Annotated in this window: 10 protein-coding genes and 2 pseudogenes; 4 read left to right on the top strand and 8 right to left on the bottom strand. The window is 68.9% G+C overall.

The features are described 5' to 3' along the window. Positions 1-30: 30 nt before the first annotated feature. From grpE to ACIBAF_RS25830, 3 genes are all read right to left on the bottom strand, one after another. Positions 31-693: a nucleotide exchange factor GrpE gene (grpE, locus tag ACIBAF_RS25840; RefSeq protein ID WP_399466052.1), complete on the bottom strand. Its 663-nt coding sequence runs from the start codon at positions 691-693 to the stop codon at positions 31-33. Continuing rightward, positions 690-2,531 (bottom strand): molecular chaperone DnaK, encoded by a 1,842-nt coding sequence (gene dnaK, locus ACIBAF_RS25835; protein ID WP_399466050.1) that lies wholly within the window; start codon positions 2,529-2,531, stop codon positions 690-692. The genes grpE and dnaK overlap by 4 nt, the downstream gene beginning before the upstream one ends. A gap of 95 nt (positions 2,532-2,626) precedes the next feature. Beyond that, on the bottom strand, positions 2,627-3,982 hold the full coding sequence (locus ACIBAF_RS25830; protein ID WP_399466048.1) for an undecaprenyl/decaprenyl-phosphate alpha-N-acetylglucosaminyl 1-phosphate transferase: 1,356 nt from the start codon (positions 3,980-3,982) through the stop codon (positions 2,627-2,629). 207 nt (positions 3,983-4,189) lie between these two features. On the opposite strand from ACIBAF_RS25830, the gene ACIBAF_RS25825 reads away from it, so the two are divergent. The 3 genes from ACIBAF_RS25825 to ACIBAF_RS25815 all read left to right on the top strand — a co-directional run bounded on the left by ACIBAF_RS25825 (position 4,190) and on the right by ACIBAF_RS25815 (position 8,761). Next, complete coding sequence (locus ACIBAF_RS25825) at positions 4,190-6,481, top strand: (Fe-S)-binding protein (RefSeq protein WP_399466047.1); 2,292 nt, start codon at positions 4,190-4,192, stop codon at positions 6,479-6,481. A gap of 265 nt (positions 6,482-6,746) precedes the next feature. Further along, positions 6,747-7,772: a Yip1 family protein gene (locus ACIBAF_RS25820; protein ID WP_399466045.1), complete on the top strand. Its 1,026-nt coding sequence runs from the start codon at positions 6,747-6,749 to the stop codon at positions 7,770-7,772. A gap of 215 nt (positions 7,773-7,987) precedes the next feature. Beyond that, a complete protein-coding gene (locus ACIBAF_RS25815) occupies positions 7,988-8,761 on the top strand; it encodes a hypothetical protein (RefSeq protein ID WP_399466044.1) in 774 nt (257 codons plus the stop codon). 77 nt (positions 8,762-8,838) lie between these two features. Here ACIBAF_RS25815 and ACIBAF_RS25810 read toward each other — a convergent pair whose 3' ends face one another. Beyond that, positions 8,839-11,046 carry an ABC transporter permease gene (locus ACIBAF_RS25810; RefSeq protein WP_399466042.1) on the bottom strand — a complete coding sequence of 736 codons (2,208 nt, stop codon included), beginning with the start codon at positions 11,044-11,046 and terminating at the stop codon, positions 8,839-8,841. Positions 11,047-11,287: 241 nt separating this feature from the next. Here ACIBAF_RS25810 and ACIBAF_RS25805 point away from each other — a divergent pair, with 241 nt between their 5' ends. Continuing rightward, positions 11,288-11,557, top strand: a complete 270-nt coding sequence (locus ACIBAF_RS25805) for a hypothetical protein (RefSeq protein WP_399466213.1) — start codon at positions 11,288-11,290, stop codon at positions 11,555-11,557. A gap of 257 nt (positions 11,558-11,814) precedes the next feature. Here the strand turns inward: ACIBAF_RS25805 and ACIBAF_RS25800 are convergent, their stop codons facing one another. The 4 genes and pseudogenes from ACIBAF_RS25800 to ACIBAF_RS25785 all read right to left on the bottom strand — a co-directional run. Next, complete coding sequence (locus ACIBAF_RS25800; RefSeq protein WP_399466040.1) at positions 11,815-12,627, bottom strand: SDR family NAD(P)-dependent oxidoreductase; 813 nt, start codon at positions 12,625-12,627, stop codon at positions 11,815-11,817. A 102-nt stretch (positions 12,628-12,729) separates the two neighbouring features. Next, positions 12,730-12,906, bottom strand: coding sequence for a hypothetical protein (locus ACIBAF_RS25795; RefSeq protein WP_399466038.1), 177 nt, complete (start codon positions 12,904-12,906; stop codon positions 12,730-12,732). Positions 12,907-13,544: 638 nt separating this feature from the next. After that, a pseudogene (locus ACIBAF_RS25790) lies at positions 13,545-13,874 on the bottom strand (phosphoribosyltransferase); the annotation flags it as partial. 134 nt (positions 13,875-14,008) lie between these two features. Continuing rightward, positions 14,009-14,411 (bottom strand): annotated as a pseudogene (locus ACIBAF_RS25785) (hypothetical protein); the annotation flags it as partial. Between the last annotated feature and the right edge of the window lie 669 nt (positions 14,412-15,080).

Genomic DNA, 15,080 nt, shown 5'->3' with positions numbered 1-15,080 from the left:
ACGACGATCGCCGCGGCGATCGCGTCAAGCTCAGCCCTCGTCCGGGCCACCGCTCTCCTTGTCGTCCGCCGCCGCCGTCTCGGCCTCGTCGGCCTTCGCGGGCTGCGCGCCGGGCTGCGGTTCGGCCACGGCCACCCGCGCGGGGCGGATGGTTCGCTCGCCGATTCGATACCCAGGCTGCAGAATCGCCACGCACGTCGTCTCGGTGACGTCGGGCGCGTACGAGTGCATCAGGGCCTCGTGGATCGTCGGGTCGAAGGGCTCGCCCTCCTTGCCGAACTGCTGCAGGCCCATCTTGGCGGCCACGGTCTCCAGCGACTCCGCGACGGACTTGAAGCCGCCGAGGAGTTCGCCGTGTTCCCGCGCGCGGCCGATGTCGTCGAGCACGGGCAGGAGCTCGGTCAGGAGGTTCGCGATGGCGATCTCCTTGACCGCGATCCGGTCGCGCTCGACCCGACGGCGGTAGTTCTGGTACTCGGCCTGGAGGCGCTGGAGGTCCGCGGTGCGCTCGCCGAGCGCGGTGCGCACCTGGTCCAGCTGGGCCACCAGACCGGCTGTCTGGTTCGCGTCCCCGGCCGGGGCCGCCCCCTCCGCCGAGGCGGAGGAGGGGGCGGCCTTCGGCTCGGCGTCGTCAGGGGTGGCGCCGGAGGGGACGTCGGGCTTCTCCTCGAAGCCCGGGGTCTCCTCCGTCACGCGGCACCGTCCTTACGCTCGTCGTCCACGATCTCGGCGTCCACGACGTCGTCGTCGGCCTTGGGGGCCTCGGCGCCGGCGGACGCGCCACCGGCGGCCTGGGCGCCCGCGTCGGCGTACATGGCCTGGCCGACCTTCTGGGAGACCGCGGCGACCTTCTCGGTGGCCGTGCGGATCTCCGCGGTGTCCTCGCCCTTGAGCGCGGCCTTCAGCTCCTCGACGGCGGCCTCGACCTCGGTCTTGACCTCGCCGGGGACCTTGTCCTCGTTGTCCTTGAGGAACTTCTCCGTCTGGTAGACGAGCTGCTCGCCCTGGTTGCGGGCCTCGGCGGCCTCGCGGCGGCGGTGGTCCTCGTCCGCATACTGCTCGGCCTCCTGGCGCATGCGGTCGACCTCGTCCTTCGGCAGCGAGGAGCCGCCGGTGACGGTCATCTTCTGCTCCTTGCCCGTGCCCAGGTCCTTCGCGGTCACGTGCATGATGCCGTTGGCGTCGATGTCGAAGGAGACCTCGATCTGCGGGACGCCACGCGGGGCCGGCGGCAGACCGGTCAGCTCGAACATGCCGAGCTTCTTGTTGTAGGCCGCGATCTCGCGCTCGCCCTGGTAGACCTGGATCTGCACCGACGGCTGGTTGTCCTCGGCCGTCGTGAAGATCTCCGAACGCTTCGTCGGGATCGTCGTGTTGCGCTCGATCAGCTTGGTCATGATGCCGCCCTTGGTCTCGATGCCGAGGGACAGCGGGGTCACGTCGAGGAGCAGGACGTCCTTGACCTCACCCTTGAGGACACCGGCCTGGAGCGAGGCGCCGATGGCGACGACCTCGTCCGGGTTCACACCCTTGTTGGCGTCCTTGCCGCCGGTCAGCTCGCGGACGAGCTCGGCGACGGCGGGCATACGGGTCGAACCGCCGACGAGAACGACGTGGTCGATCTCGGAGAGGTTGATGCCGGCGTCCTTGATGACGTTGTGGAACGGCGTCTTGCAGCGCTCCAGCAGGTCGGCCGTCAGCTGCTGGAACTGGGCGCGGGTGAGCTTCTCGTCCAGGTGCAGCGGGCCCTCGGCGGACGCCGTGATGTAGGGGAGGTTGATCGAGGTCTCGGTGGACGAGGACAGCTCGATCTTCGCCTTCTCGGCGGCCTCGCGCAGACGCTGCAGCGCCATCTTGTCCTTGGCGAGGTCCACGCCGTGGCCGGCCTTGAACTGCTGCACCAGGTAGTCGACGACACGCTGGTCCCAGTCGTCGCCGCCGAGGTGGTTGTCGCCGTTCGTGGCCTTCACCTCGACGACGCCGTCACCGATCTCCAGGAGGGACACGTCGAAGGTGCCGCCGCCGAGGTCGAAGACGAGGATCGTCTGGTCGTCCTTGTCGAGGCCGTACGCGAGCGCGGCCGCGGTGGGCTCGTTGACGATGCGCAGGACGTTGAGACCGGCGATCTCGCCGGCTTCCTTCGTCGCCTGACGCTCGGAGTCGTTGAAGTAGGCCGGGACGGTGATGACCGCGTCGGTCACCTTCTCGCCCAGGTAGGCCTCGGCATCCCGCTTGAGCTTCTGCAGGATGAACGCGGAGATCTGCTGCGGGTTGAAGGGCTTCCCGTCGAGCTCGATCTTCCAGTCGGTGCCCATGTGACGCTTCACGGAACGGATGGTCCGGTCCACGTTGGTCACCGCCTGGCGCTTGGCGACCTCGCCGACGAGCACCTCACCGTTCTTCGCGAAGGCGACGACGGACGGCGTGGTCCTGGCACCCTCGGCGTTGGTGATGACGGTGGGCTCGCCGCCCTCCAGAACGCTGACGACGGAGTTGGTTGTGCCCAGGTCGATGCCGACCGCACGTGCCATGGTGATCTTCCTCCAGCTGACTTGAGTGGAACGGACTCAAGTGTGCACGAGGCTCGCCACTCGGTCAACAGACCTGAGTCGTACCCACTCAACTCTTATCCGTTCCTTACACGCAATCCCGTGTTGACCTGCGATGATACAGATCCCCCGGCCCGCCGAACCTCGGCCCGAGGGGGACGGTCATCGGACTCGGGTTGACGCCGAGGCGCATACACCGGAGCCCGCCGAGCGTCGGAGCGATGGCCGGGAGGGGCGGCGGAGCGACCCACGGACCGGTCGGGTGACCGACCCGCGGACCGACCCACGGAGCGGCCTGCGGACCGCACGGAAGAACGGACGCCGGCGCCGGAACGGACGCCGGTGCCGGAACGGGTGGCGACGCCGGAACGGGTGGCGACGCCGGAACGGGTGGCGGGCCCGGGGCCGGCCGGGGAGCCGGATCGGGAACCCGGTCGCGGTCGGCGAGCGCCACGCGCGCGTGGCGGCCCGTACACCGAGACCCGCAGCAGCCCGATCACCACGACGAGTGCCACGCCCGCCACCCACCACACCGCCCGCACGTCCACCCACCCCGCGTGCACCAGCACCCCGACGAGCACCGCCGAGAAGGCCGCGAGGCCGAGCAGCACGGTCACCCCCTGGGCGGTGAGCCCGAGCCGCCGCAGCCGGTGGGCGAGATGGTCGGGCGCGCCGCGCAGCAGAGGCCGTCCGGCCAGTCGCCGCGACGCCGCCACCAGGACGACGTCGGCCCCGGCGACCGCGGTGAGCGCGAACAGCACCCCCGCGCCGACGACCGGATCGTGCCCCGCGCGCGCGACGACGGCCGCGGCGGCGAGCAGGAACCCCGTGAAGAGCGACCCGCACGCGCCGAGCGCCACGCGCGCGGGAGGCCAGTTGTGCATGAGGAACCCGGTCAGCGCTGCGGCGAGCACGCTCAGCAGCACCACAAGGCCGTCCATCACCTCGACGGCGACACACGCGGCCACTCCGAAGGCGGTGACGACCCCGACCGTCCCGGCGACCCCGTCGGCGTGGTCGAGCGCCCTGAAGGCCAGCGCGCCGAAGGTGATCCAGCCGACGCCCGCCACCCCGGAGGCCACACCGGTGTCGCCGTACGGCACCACGAAGGCCGCCGCGACCGCCGTCCCGAGGACGAGGAAGCGCACCTTGAGCCGCCACACGTCCGCGATCAGCCCGAGCGCGGCGACGGCGCCCCCGGCGGCGAGCAGCACCTCGATGCCGTCCCCGAGCGGGGCGATGCCCGTCCAGTCCCCGGCGACCGCGACGAGACAGGTGGCGAGGACGACGGCGGCGCCCCCGAACAGCGGAACCCGTCGCTGCCGCTGCCGCCGGTCGAGCAGCCCGAGGCGCAGAGCGGGCACGCGCAGCAGCGCGGCGAGGACGGCGGAGAGGAGCAGGGCGGTGGCGGCAGCGACGATCCCGTAGAGCACGGATATAAATTAGTCATAAATGTACCAATTTGGTACGAATAACACGGCCCAATTACGACGGATTCCTGAGGCAACCCTCAGCGACTCAGATCACTCCGCACCCCGCTACAGTGCGACGCAGAATAAGGGGTACTCTCAGACGGACTGCATAAGTTACTGCTTAGTAATCTCCACCGAAGTCCCCTCGCAGGCCCGAGGAGCCCCGAAATGCAACTCGCCGCGATCATCGTGTCGCTGGTCCTGACCGTGGTCGGCGTCGCGCTCCTCGCACGCGCCATCGGTCAGTTCGTCCGGTACTTCAAACTGGGCCAGCCGGTCCCGGCCGGAACCCGGACAGACAACCCCTACGCGCGCAGTGTGACGCTGGTACGGGAGTTCCTCGGCCACACGCGGATGAACCGCTGGGGCATCGTGGGCTTCGCCCACTGGTTCGTGGCGGTCGGCTTCCTGACGCTGCCGCCGACCCTCGCCCAGGCCTTCGGCCAGCTCTTCCAGGCCGACTGGACGCTGCCGGTCATCGGCGACTGGCTGCCGTTCGAGCTCTACGTCGAGTTCATCGGCGTGATGACGACCCTGGGCATCGCCGTCCTGATGGTGATCCGTCTGCTGAGCCTGCCCTCGCGGGCCGGCCGCAAGTCCCGCTTCGCCGGCTCCAAGGCCGGCCAGGCCTACTTCGTCGAGTACGTCATCCTCACCATCGGCCTCGCGATCTACACACTGCGCGGCCTGGAGGGCGCGCTGCACCACGTGGACCACTACGAGGCGTCTTACTTCGCCTCGTACCCGCTGGTCCTGGCCTTCAAGGGCCTGAGCGTGTCGGCGCTGCAGAACCTGGTCTACCTGGTCGCGACGATCAAGATCGGCACCTCGTTCGTCTGGATGATCGTGGTCTCGCTCAACACCAACATGGGCGTGGCCTGGCACCGTTTCCTGGCGTTCCCGAACATCTGGTTCAAGCGCAACGCGGACGGCGCCACCGCCCTGGGCGCCCTCCAGCCGATGACGTCCGGCGGCGAGCCGATCGACTTCACCGACCCCGGCGACGACGACGTCTTCGGCGTCTCCCAGGTCGAGCAGTTCTCCTGGAAGGGCCTGCTGGACTTCTCCACGTGCACCGAGTGCGGCCGCTGCCAGTCGCAGTGCCCGGCCTGGAACACCGGCAAGCCGCTCTCCCCCAAGCTGCTGATCATGTCCCTGCGGGACCACGCCCACGCCAAGGCCCCCTACCTGCTGGCCGGCGGCGGCAAGACGGCGGAGGGCGAGGAGAAGGCGTCCGAGGAGCAGCTGGCCGGGGTGCCCGCCGCCGCCCTGGCGGAGGCCGAGCGGCCCCTCATCGGCACGGCGGAAGAGAACGGCGTCATCGACCCGGACGTCCTGTGGTCCTGCACCACCTGCGGCGCCTGCGTCGAGCAGTGCCCGGTGGACATCGAGCACGTCGACCACATCGTCGACATGCGCCGCTACCAGGTGATGATCGAGAGCGCGTTCCCGTCCGAGGCGGGCACGATGCTCAAGAACCTGGAGAAGAAGGGCAACCCCTGGGGCCTGGCCAAGAAGCAGCGCCTGGAGTGGCTCAAGGAGGTCGAGTTCGAGGTCCCGGTCGTCGGCAAGGACATCGAGGACCTGACCGAGGTCGAGTACCTGTACTGGGTCGGCTGCGCGGGCGCGCTGGAAGACCGCGCGAAGAAGACCACCAAGGCCTTCGCGGAACTCCTGCACATCGCGGGCGTCAAGTTCGCGATCATGGGCGGCGACGAGAAGTGCACCGGCGACTCCGCCCGCCGCCTGGGCAACGAGCCGCTGTTCCAGGAGCTCGGCATGGAGAACGTCGCCGCGCTGAACATGGCCTTCGGCGAGGAGACGGACGACGAGGGCAACGTCACGCCCGAGTCGAAGAAGCCGAAGTCGGCGAAGAAGATCGTCGCCACCTGCCCGCACTGCCTCAACACCATCGGCAACGAGTACCCGCAGCTCGGCGGCGACTACGAGGTCATCCACCACACCCAGCTGCTCCAGCGCCTGGTGGACGAGGGCAAGCTGATCCCGGTCACCCCGGTCGAGGGCATCATCACCTACCACGACCCCTGCTACCTGGGCCGCCACAACAAGATCTACACGCCTCCGCGCGAGATCATCGCGAACGTCCCGGGCCTCAGGAACGAGGAGATGCACCGCCACAAGGAGCGCGGCTTCTGCTGCGGCGCGGGCGGCGCGCGGATGTGGATGGAGGAGCGGATCGGCAAGCGCATCAACAACGAGCGCGTCGACGAAGCTCTTTCGCTGAACCCGGACATCGTCTCCACCGCCTGCCCCTTCTGCCTCGTCATGCTGACCGACTCGGTCAACGGCAAGAAGAACGAGGGCAAGGCCAAGGAGTCCATCCAGGTCGTGGACGTCTCCCAGCTCCTCCTGGAGTCGGTCAAGACGCCGGTCGACGACGAGCCCCCGGCGGGCGAGACGGACACCGAGAGCGAGCCGGAGCCGCAGCCGGTGAAGTAGCGCCCGCGCAGCCGGCGAAGTGGCCCGCGCAGCCGGTGACATGGCCGGTGGGGGGTAACCCTGACGGCCGTATCGACGCCCCCGTGTCCCACCCGGACGCGGGGGCGTCGCGCTCCCCTGACGAAAGCCCCTGACCAAACCCCCTGAAGAACCCCTGACGCCAAACCCGTTACTCCCCTTAGGGGATGTCACAGCTCGGCAGCAAAGCCGTGCGCGAACGGTGGGCCGGGCACGCCACTCTGCGGGAACAGGTACGTTCGAAGGCGTGGCTGGATTCAGGATCGGACGCGGCGGCCGGGACAACCGGGCCCCGCAAGCGCGACCGCAACACCCTCCGTACGGGCAGCAGGCGCCCCAGGGACCGTCGCGGCCCTCGGGACCCGCGGGACCCTCGGGGCCGTCGTACGGCTACCCGTCGGCCCAGCAGCCGTACCCGCAGCAGCGGCCGCAGTACGGCGGCCAGGGCTCGGGCGGCGGCCAGTGGCCGCAGGCGAACGGCGGCGGCTACGGCGGGCAGAACGGCGACGAGCCGGAGTACTTCGGCGGCGACGCCCCGTACGGCGCTCCGGGCGGCCCTGCCGGTGGTGGCGCCGGTAACGCCGGCGGTCCGGCGGGCGCCCCGTACGACCCGTACGCCGCGAACAACCCGGGTCACACCCAGGCCTTCTCGATCGACGACCACAACCAGTACGACCAGTACAACCAGGGTGGTACGTACCACGCGGGCTCGGCTCCCGCGGGCCCCATCGGTCCGCGCCTGCACTGGAAGGAGCTGCTGAAAGGCGTCGTCCTCGCCCCCCAGCAGACCTTTCTGCAGATGCGGGACTACACGATGTGGGGCCCCGCCCTCATCGTCACGTTCCTCTACGGCCTGCTCGCGGTCTTCGGCTTCGACGGCGCGCGCACGGACGCGATCAACGCGACGCTCTCCAACGCGATCCCGATCGTCCTGACCACGGCCGTGGCGATGGTGCTGAGCTCCTTCGTGCTGGGCGTCGTCACCCACACGCTGGCCCGCCAGCTCGGCGGCGACGGCGCGTGGCAGCCGACGGTCGGCCTCTCCATGCTGATCATGTCCCTCACGGACGCCCCGCGCCTGGTCGTCGCGATGTTCTTCGGCGGCGACGCGTCGTTCGTCCAGCTGCTGGGCTGGGCGACGTGGGTGGCGGCCGGCGCCCTCCTGACGATGATGGTCGCCCGCTCGCACGACCTCCCGTGGCCGAAGGCGCTGGGCGCGGCCTCCATCCAGCTGATCGCCCTGCTGTCGATCGTGAAGCTGGGGACGTTCTAGCACCCGCAGGCCACACGCAGGACCCTGGAACCGACTCAAGGACCCTCGGCGGATCGCCGGGGGTCCTTTCGCGTCCAGTCACCTGAAGTGACAAGCCACGCGTCACATATGCCGCATGTCGGACCGTAACGACTACAGAGCGTCAGATAATGTGACTCACCTCTTCAACCTCCCCTTCAGGAGTACTAGGAGTACGCGTGAAAGCTCGCTTTGGCGTGAGACGGGGAACGGTGCTCGTGGCCGCCCTGCTGGTCGCCGTCATCGCCGCGTTCCTTCCGGGATCAGCCTCCGCCGGCACGGACGACAACCGAGACCACCCGGACCACTGGGGCATCATCACCCGCAACACGATCGGCTCCCCCGTCGCGGAACTCCGTAACGGGCCGTTCGGCTCGTTCGGCGTGACCGGCACCGCCGCGAGACCGCCGTACGGGCGGGGAAGCCTCGGCATCGAGGTGGTGGGCAGGTCGTTGAATCCCCCGCTGAACCCGCAGGTGATCGAGAGAGTCGACTTCGGCAACGAGGTGGACTTCTTCGGGAAGTCACTGCTGGGGCTGCGGCGCATCGGTTTCCACGTGTTCCAGACGGACGAGAACGTCGACTACGGCGGCGTGCGGAACATGCCGAACATCAGGTTCGAGATCGACCCGAACCTGAACACCACCGAGGAGTACTCCTCCCTGGTGTGGCTGCCGGGCCCGTCTCCGGTCACGGACAGCTGGAGCCCGTTCCTCGACGCCACGAGGACCGGCGGCTGGTACCTCACGGGCAACACGGGCACCGTGACGGGCTGCACCCTTGCCACGCCGTGCACCTTCACCGCCCTGAAGGCCGCGTTCACGTCCCGCAACGCCAGGCCGACCGTCTACACGATCGCCGTGAGCAAAGGCCCCGACTTCATGTGGATCGGCGCGGTCGACGGCCTCCGCCTCAACGACCACGTCTACGACTTCGAGCGCAGCGGCGTCACGGCACGCAAGGTGCCATGACGCCGTGACACGGAGAAAGACAGGCGGCGGGACGGGACCGCGTCGGACCGCTCCCCGGAGGCGGACGGCGGCTCCTGTCAGGAACGTGTGCGCGCGGTCCGCCTCCGTCCGCGGCGGGAGGGTTCGGCGGTGTCCCCGGCGCCGGTCAGGGCCAGAGCAGGTCCCTCGGTCCTCTGGCCGGCCACGGGAGTGCTGGAGCCGCCGTCCTCGTCCGTGCCGGACTTGAGTTCACGGCGGGCCAGCCACCGGTCGATTCCCACGTTGAGCAACAGGCACACGGCGCCCCAGCCGACGATCGTCGCCAGGTGGCCGCCGATGCCGGCGCCGTCGAAGTAGACCGCGGCGCGGACCACGTCGACCGCGGCGGGCAGGGGCAGGACGTCGTTCAGGTCGCGGAAGACCTCGGGGACCATGTACAGGGAGATGGCTCCGCCGGACGCCGGGACCCCGATCATCAGGGCGATCACCAGCACGGGAACGACGCCGGCGATGCCGAGGGTGCGGGTGAACACCGCGGTGAACAGCGAGATGCTGAAGATCGTCAGTGCTCCGAAGCCGACCATCGCCCAGCCATGGCCGTTGATCGCGCCGATCAGGACGTCGAACAGCACCCACAGCCACACGGCCATGCCGACCGCCCACCCTGCCATCATCGGCAGGAGCTGACGCAGCCGCCTGATCTCCGGTGCGCCGCCGCGCAGCGCCGCCATGATCACGAAGCCGGACATGATCCACGACATGGCCGCGTACATGCTGTTGCTGCCGTTGGAGTCGGAGGCGTTCAGCGGCCTGACGTCGGTCAGTTCCAGCGGCGTCTGCTGGCTCTGGGCGATCTGCTGGAACATCCCCCGCAGTGCGTTGTGCTGGCCGGCTCCCGCCGCCGAGGAGGTGTAGAGCTTCGCCTCGCCGCCCTTGGCGGTGGGCAGCACGTACACGCCGACGACGTCGCGCTCGCTGATCTGATCGGTCGCCTTGTCGAGGGAGGTGCTGGTGGTCAGCAAGACCAGGTCGCCCAGGCCCTGCTGAAGACCCTTGGTCGCCTGCTCGGCCTGCTCCTGGGAAGCGCCGACGACCACGACGGGCATGTCGCGAATCTCCGGCTGGTGCAGGGAGGCGCTCATCATGCCGACGACGACGGTGAGGATGGCCAGCGGGAAGGCGGCCACCGCGAAGTACCGGAGCCGCTTGGAGCGCACCGGGCCGCCTGACATCGCGGGCCGCGGGGCGTCAGGGTTGTCGGACTCCGGGGCGTTCGCGAGGGCGGCCCCCTTGCGGCGTTCCATCAGGAGGGCGAGCGCGAGGGCGGCGACCAGCCAGACGGCGAGTGTCAACAGGTGCTTGCCCACTCCCCGGCCGTCGAAGTACATGACCGACCGAAGTGCCTCACCCGCGGCCGGCAACGGCAGCACGCCGTGCAGGAAGCCGAAGAAGTCGGGCATCGCGTGGATCGGCATGGCGAGGTTGGAGGAGGGCACGCCGAAGACGACCCACAACAGCATGCCGGGCAGCAGCGCCAGCCCGCCCAGGAACCTGGCGAACAGCAGCTGACCGATGCCCACGGCGCCCGTCGCCAGCAGGCCGATCCCGACGAACGCCAGGTAGTGGCCGTCGACCGCCCCCACGATCGGCCCCAGGATCAGCCAGGTCACGGTGCTGGTCAACGCTGCCCAGCCGGCCAGCAGCGGCAGGAATCTGCGCAGGGCGAGCAGATGGGGCGCCGCCGTCATCATCCCGCTCAGCGGTACGTACCCGACCATGATCATGCCGATCGCGGCGAGCAGCACGGCGATGCCCGCACTGTCCCCGGGAGGCAGCGGCGCGATGTCCTGGGTCTTGGTCGTCCAGTCGTGGCCCGCCGCCACCGGGGCCAGGATCTGCTTGACCGTTCCCGCCTGCGAGGCACCGGCTCCCTGGGCGGTGTAGACGGTCGCCTCCGTGGAGCCGTCCGCGGGAATCAGCAGTACACCGGCGACGTCACGGTCCTTGAGCAGGTCGAGCGCCTCCCCGCGGTCGGTGACCAGTCGGGGAGCGGCGGCGCCGTCCTGAACGGACTTCAGCTCGCTGACGACGGACTCGGCCACGGCCCCCGAGCCGACCACGGCGACCGGCATGTCCCGGGTCTTCGGTGAGTGCATCGTGCCCATGTAGGTCGCGTACATCATCGTGACCATGAGGAAGGGGATGAGGAAGAGAAAGACGCGCTTGGCGATCTCTCGCTTCCGGTCCGCCTCGGGCGAATCCGGCTCGCGCCCGCTCACCTCGGCGACGGGGGTCGGTGCTTCCATGACGTGCTCCTGATGGGCGTAGTGGGCGCAAAGCTCAAGGGCTGCGCTTGGTGCAGGGCTGCGCACAATGCGGGGCTGCGCATAGTGCAGGGCTGCGCATAGTGCACGGCGATGGGAGCCGTGTCCGGACGAGCGCCGCGTCGCTCATGCCGGCCACGGAAGACGGAGAAGGCAAGCAGTCCGGGCTCGACCGCAGCGCCTACGTCCTGCTCAGTCGTCTTGAGGCACAGGCCCCAGGTCGATTCCCGAACTCGTCGAGGCGTTCGGTCTCGCGTCCTCCACCCTCAACCGCCAGACGACCGCTCTCCTCAAGAACGGCCTGGTCGAGCGCACAGTCGACCCCAGCGGCAGCCTCGTGCACAGGTTCCGCATCACCGAGGAAAGGCTCAGTCGCCTCAAGAAGGAGCGGGATCACATCGAGCGGATGACCGGTCGCCCGTGGCCCCGCACCGGCCGCGCAACGCACCGAGCCAGCCGGCCGACAGGGCGCCGTCGGCCCGGGGCCGCATGACGTCGGCGGGATGGCGTCGGCCGGATGGCGTTGGCCGGATGGCGTTGGCCGGATGGCGTTGGCCGGATGGGCCTGGCAATCGACGCTGTGGCACATCCGCCATCCGCCACACGGCACGCCGGTGTCCCGCGGACGCCGTCTGCTTCCGGGGTGTTCGAGCAGTCCGGAGCCCGCCGGGAACAGTCAACAGGCGTCGTGATCCGGGGAACTGAGCCTGCAGGCAGTTGGCAGAGATACGTGCGGAGATACGTGCGGAGTCAGCCCTCGGCGATGTCGGCGAGCAGGGCTGTGACGCGCGCCTGTGCTCGCTCGAGGACGTCGCCGCCGGGGGCGACATGGACCCGGTCGGCCTCGATGGCGGCGATCGCCGACTCCGCGACCTCGCGCGGAGAGAGTCTCCCGCCGAAGCGTGCGGCGGCGTTCTGCATCGAAACGGCAGCGCCGGCCTGCAACTCGATGGCGCCGAGCGCTGCGGAGTTCTGACCAAGGGGCGTGTCGACGAGCCCCGGACAGAGCACGGTCGCGCCCAGCGCGGGCGCCACGCGCTTCAACTCCTGATCGAGCGTCTCGGTCAGCCCCACGACCGCGTGCATGGTGGTGGTGTACGGCGTGAGGTCGGGCAGGGGAGCGAGGCCTCCCGAGGATGCGGTGTTGAGGAAGTGGCCCGTGCCCTGCTCGATGAGCAGGGGCGCGAAGGCCTGGACGCCGTGGACGACTCCGAGCACTTTGACACCGATCATCAACTCCCAGATCCACGCCTCCTGTTCCCACAGCGGAGCGGGAGGGGACACAACGCCGGCGTTGTTGCAGACCAGGTCCACTCGCCCGTACGCGGCGATGGTCCGGTCGGCGAGCGCGCGCACCGAGGCCTCGTCGCTGACGTCCGCCACCACAGCGGTGACCTCGGCGCCGGCGGCGGTCAGCGACGCCTTCGCCTTGTCGAGGCCCTCCTCGCGGATGTCGGAGATGACCAGCCGCACTCCGCGGTCGGCGAGGGCTTCGGCGAGGCCGTAGCCTATGCCGCTGGCCCCTCCGGTGATGACGGCGACCTGATCGTTCGCGATGCGCATATGCATTCCTAACCCCGGGTGAACAACCGATGGGTAATTGATGAGAATGGTGACCGAGACCCGTCCACCCGAAGACGGTGACGGGCGCTTCGAATTCGCGGATCAGAAGGAGCTGCAAACCGTTCCGTCGCGGTTGCAGTCCCATGGCGCGTCGGCTTGCGTGCTGCTGTTGTGCGTGGTCAGGGCGATGACGATGATTCCACAGGTAGCGGCGACCACAGCGAGTCCCGCGGTGAGGCCCTTGAAGAACTGACATTCATTGCTTCGAACAGAACTCATGGAAAGGTCCTTGTCTGGCAATAGCGTGCATCGAGCCACGGGAGTGAGAGTCTTTTCGGGATCCACCCCATGATAGGAATGGTTTCCCAGGCGTCCCCTGTACTCCGGAAGTGAATGGGGAGGCGGCGATTGCTACTGAAGTACTACCGGCCCTCATCCAGAAGATTCGATGGCCTGGCCCGCCCGGTACGTCGTGACACGGTTCGTTTTCGGCGTCACGGAAGCCGAATGCGTTGCGGGCCGGAGCAAGAAGGCTGGTGGCGGACCGGTTGTCGGTGCGGCCCCCGGCTGTGAGTCGCTGGAGACGACGGCGGCGTCGGCCGACCCGGTCCGCGGGCGGCCGGTGGGCCGGCTACCGCCGCAGCGTTGTGTCGCCGCGGCTGTGGCCCTCGCGCGGTTCGCCGGGGCCATGCTCTACGACAGAGCGACCACGGCAGAGCCAGGTCGTCGCCGAGACCGCGACCGGTGTCCGGGAAGCACTGCCCGGCGAGACCTCACGTGCTCAGGCGAGCCGCACTGGCACGGCGTTCGGGCCCCGCGTCAGGCCCAGGTCCAGGCCCAGGTCCAGGTCCAGCCATCAGCAGGCCTGCGAAGGCCCCTCAATGATCAACCGAGGGGCCTTCGTTGATACTCGCAGGTCAGAGCGCTTCCAGGGACGGAGTGATCTGCTCCCCCGACCTGCGCACTACAGGCAGAACACTCCACGGAAAGTTGATCCAGTCGTCGGTCCGCTTCCACACGTACTCGCACTTCACGAGCGAGTGCGACTTCTCGTAGATGACGGCGCTGCGTACCTCGGCGACGGTGTCCAGGCAGAAGTCGCGGACCAGCTTGAGGGTCTTGCCCGTGTCGGCGACGTCGTCGGTGATGAGGACCTTCTTGTCCGAGAAGTCGATGACGTTCGGGACGGGCGCGAGCATGACGGGCATCTCAAGCGTGGTGCCCACGCCGGTGTAGAACTCGACGTTAAAGTCAAGAGGCGCAATCACCAGGCGGTTTTCCTAGCAATCGCGCCTTAACTCAGCACCTGCTCAGCACAGGTTGTGCTGAGCGCCCGTGCCTTCAACCCGCCGCCTGGATCTGCCAGGGGTGGAATTCAGCTGGCGAGGTCGGCGAGCTTGGCGGCGACGACCCACAGGCACCGCTGGAGATGTTCGGGGTGGTGGTAGGCGAGCATGCCGCCCACCTCGTTGAGCTGCCCCACCGCCGCCTTGCGCTGTAGCCCGCCGCCGCAAGCCGCGTCCCAGGCCCGGAACGCCACCGAGCCCTCCAGTTTTTCGATCTCCTGCGCCCCGGTGAGGACTGCCACGCAGCGGTCGATCCCAGCAGGGTGGGCGTGCGGGGAGTTGTCGGCATCAGGGGCGTCGGCCTTCAAGTACCGGATCGGCGTGCAGCCAGTCGTACACGGCGCTGCCGAGTGCGGAACCCGCGGCGAGCGTGGCACCCGCGCCCACCAAGCCGCGTCGGTTGAGCATGAGGTCCATTCCCGTGAATTCGGCGAGGACGCGTTGGTTGGGTGCCCAGCCTCGCGAGTTCGCCCTTGGATCGGCTGGTCAGGCCCCAGATCCGAGAGACGGGTGTTGGGTTGCCCGCTCACGTCAAACCCACAGGTTCTCGGCCGAGTTGACAGTAGCCCGGTGAAAGTTGCCGATCGTATTCGCGAGGCTTCGCCGGGGTGCGCCAGATGGTGTGCCGCCTGTTCGCAGTGAAACGCTCTCCCGGAGGAAGGAAGGTGAACATGAAACAGGCCAAAAGGGCCCGCCGGCGTAAGCAGCTCGACCCGGCTACCCGTGCCCAGGTGCTCATTACTGTTCTCGGCGCTGTAACCGCGGTTGCAGGATGCGTGGCGCAGCTAGCGCGGTAGAGCGGGCGCAGACAGGTAGAGGCACCGGACGGCACAGTCGCGGCCTGCGTGAAGCGGGTCCGACCGGCACATGATCGGCCGGCCCCACCTCAACGCCCACCCGCCCGGCCGGGGCCCTGGTGGCACCCAGAGCTCCGGCCGCACTCACGTGTGGCCTCTGGCCGAACCAGAGGAGCTTTTCACACTCCATCATCGAGTGAGTCCCAAGCCCGACGCCCTAGCGCACCCAAAGTTTCGGCTGGCGAACGCTGGCGAAAGGGAGCCTGATCTCCCTCAGAGTTCAGGAAAGACGGGATCTGAGTCAGCACCC

Source organism: Streptomyces sp. NPDC051677 (assembly GCF_044453465.1).
Lineage (GTDB): Bacteria > Actinomycetota > Actinomycetes > Streptomycetales > Streptomycetaceae > Streptomyces.
The sequence above is the reverse complement of the archived record's forward strand: the minus strand, read 5'-3'. Positions and strand labels throughout refer to the sequence as shown.

Coding starts and splice junctions, on each gene's coding strand:
- dnaK (WP_399466050.1), bottom strand. CDS start 2,531: ATGGCACGTGCGGTCGGCATCGACCTGGGCACAACCAACTCCGTCGTC.
- ACIBAF_RS25795 (WP_399466038.1), bottom strand. CDS start 12,906: ATGAGTTCTGTTCGAAGCAATGAATGTCAGTTCTTCAAGGGCCTCACC.
- ACIBAF_RS25810 (WP_399466042.1), bottom strand. CDS start 11,046: ATGGAAGCACCGACCCCCGTCGCCGAGGTGAGCGGGCGCGAGCCGGAT.
- ACIBAF_RS25825 (WP_399466047.1), top strand. CDS start 4,190: ATGCAACTCGCCGCGATCATCGTGTCGCTGGTCCTGACCGTGGTCGGC.
- ACIBAF_RS25800 (WP_399466040.1), bottom strand. CDS start 12,627: ATGCGCATCGCGAACGATCAGGTCGCCGTCATCACCGGAGGGGCCAGC.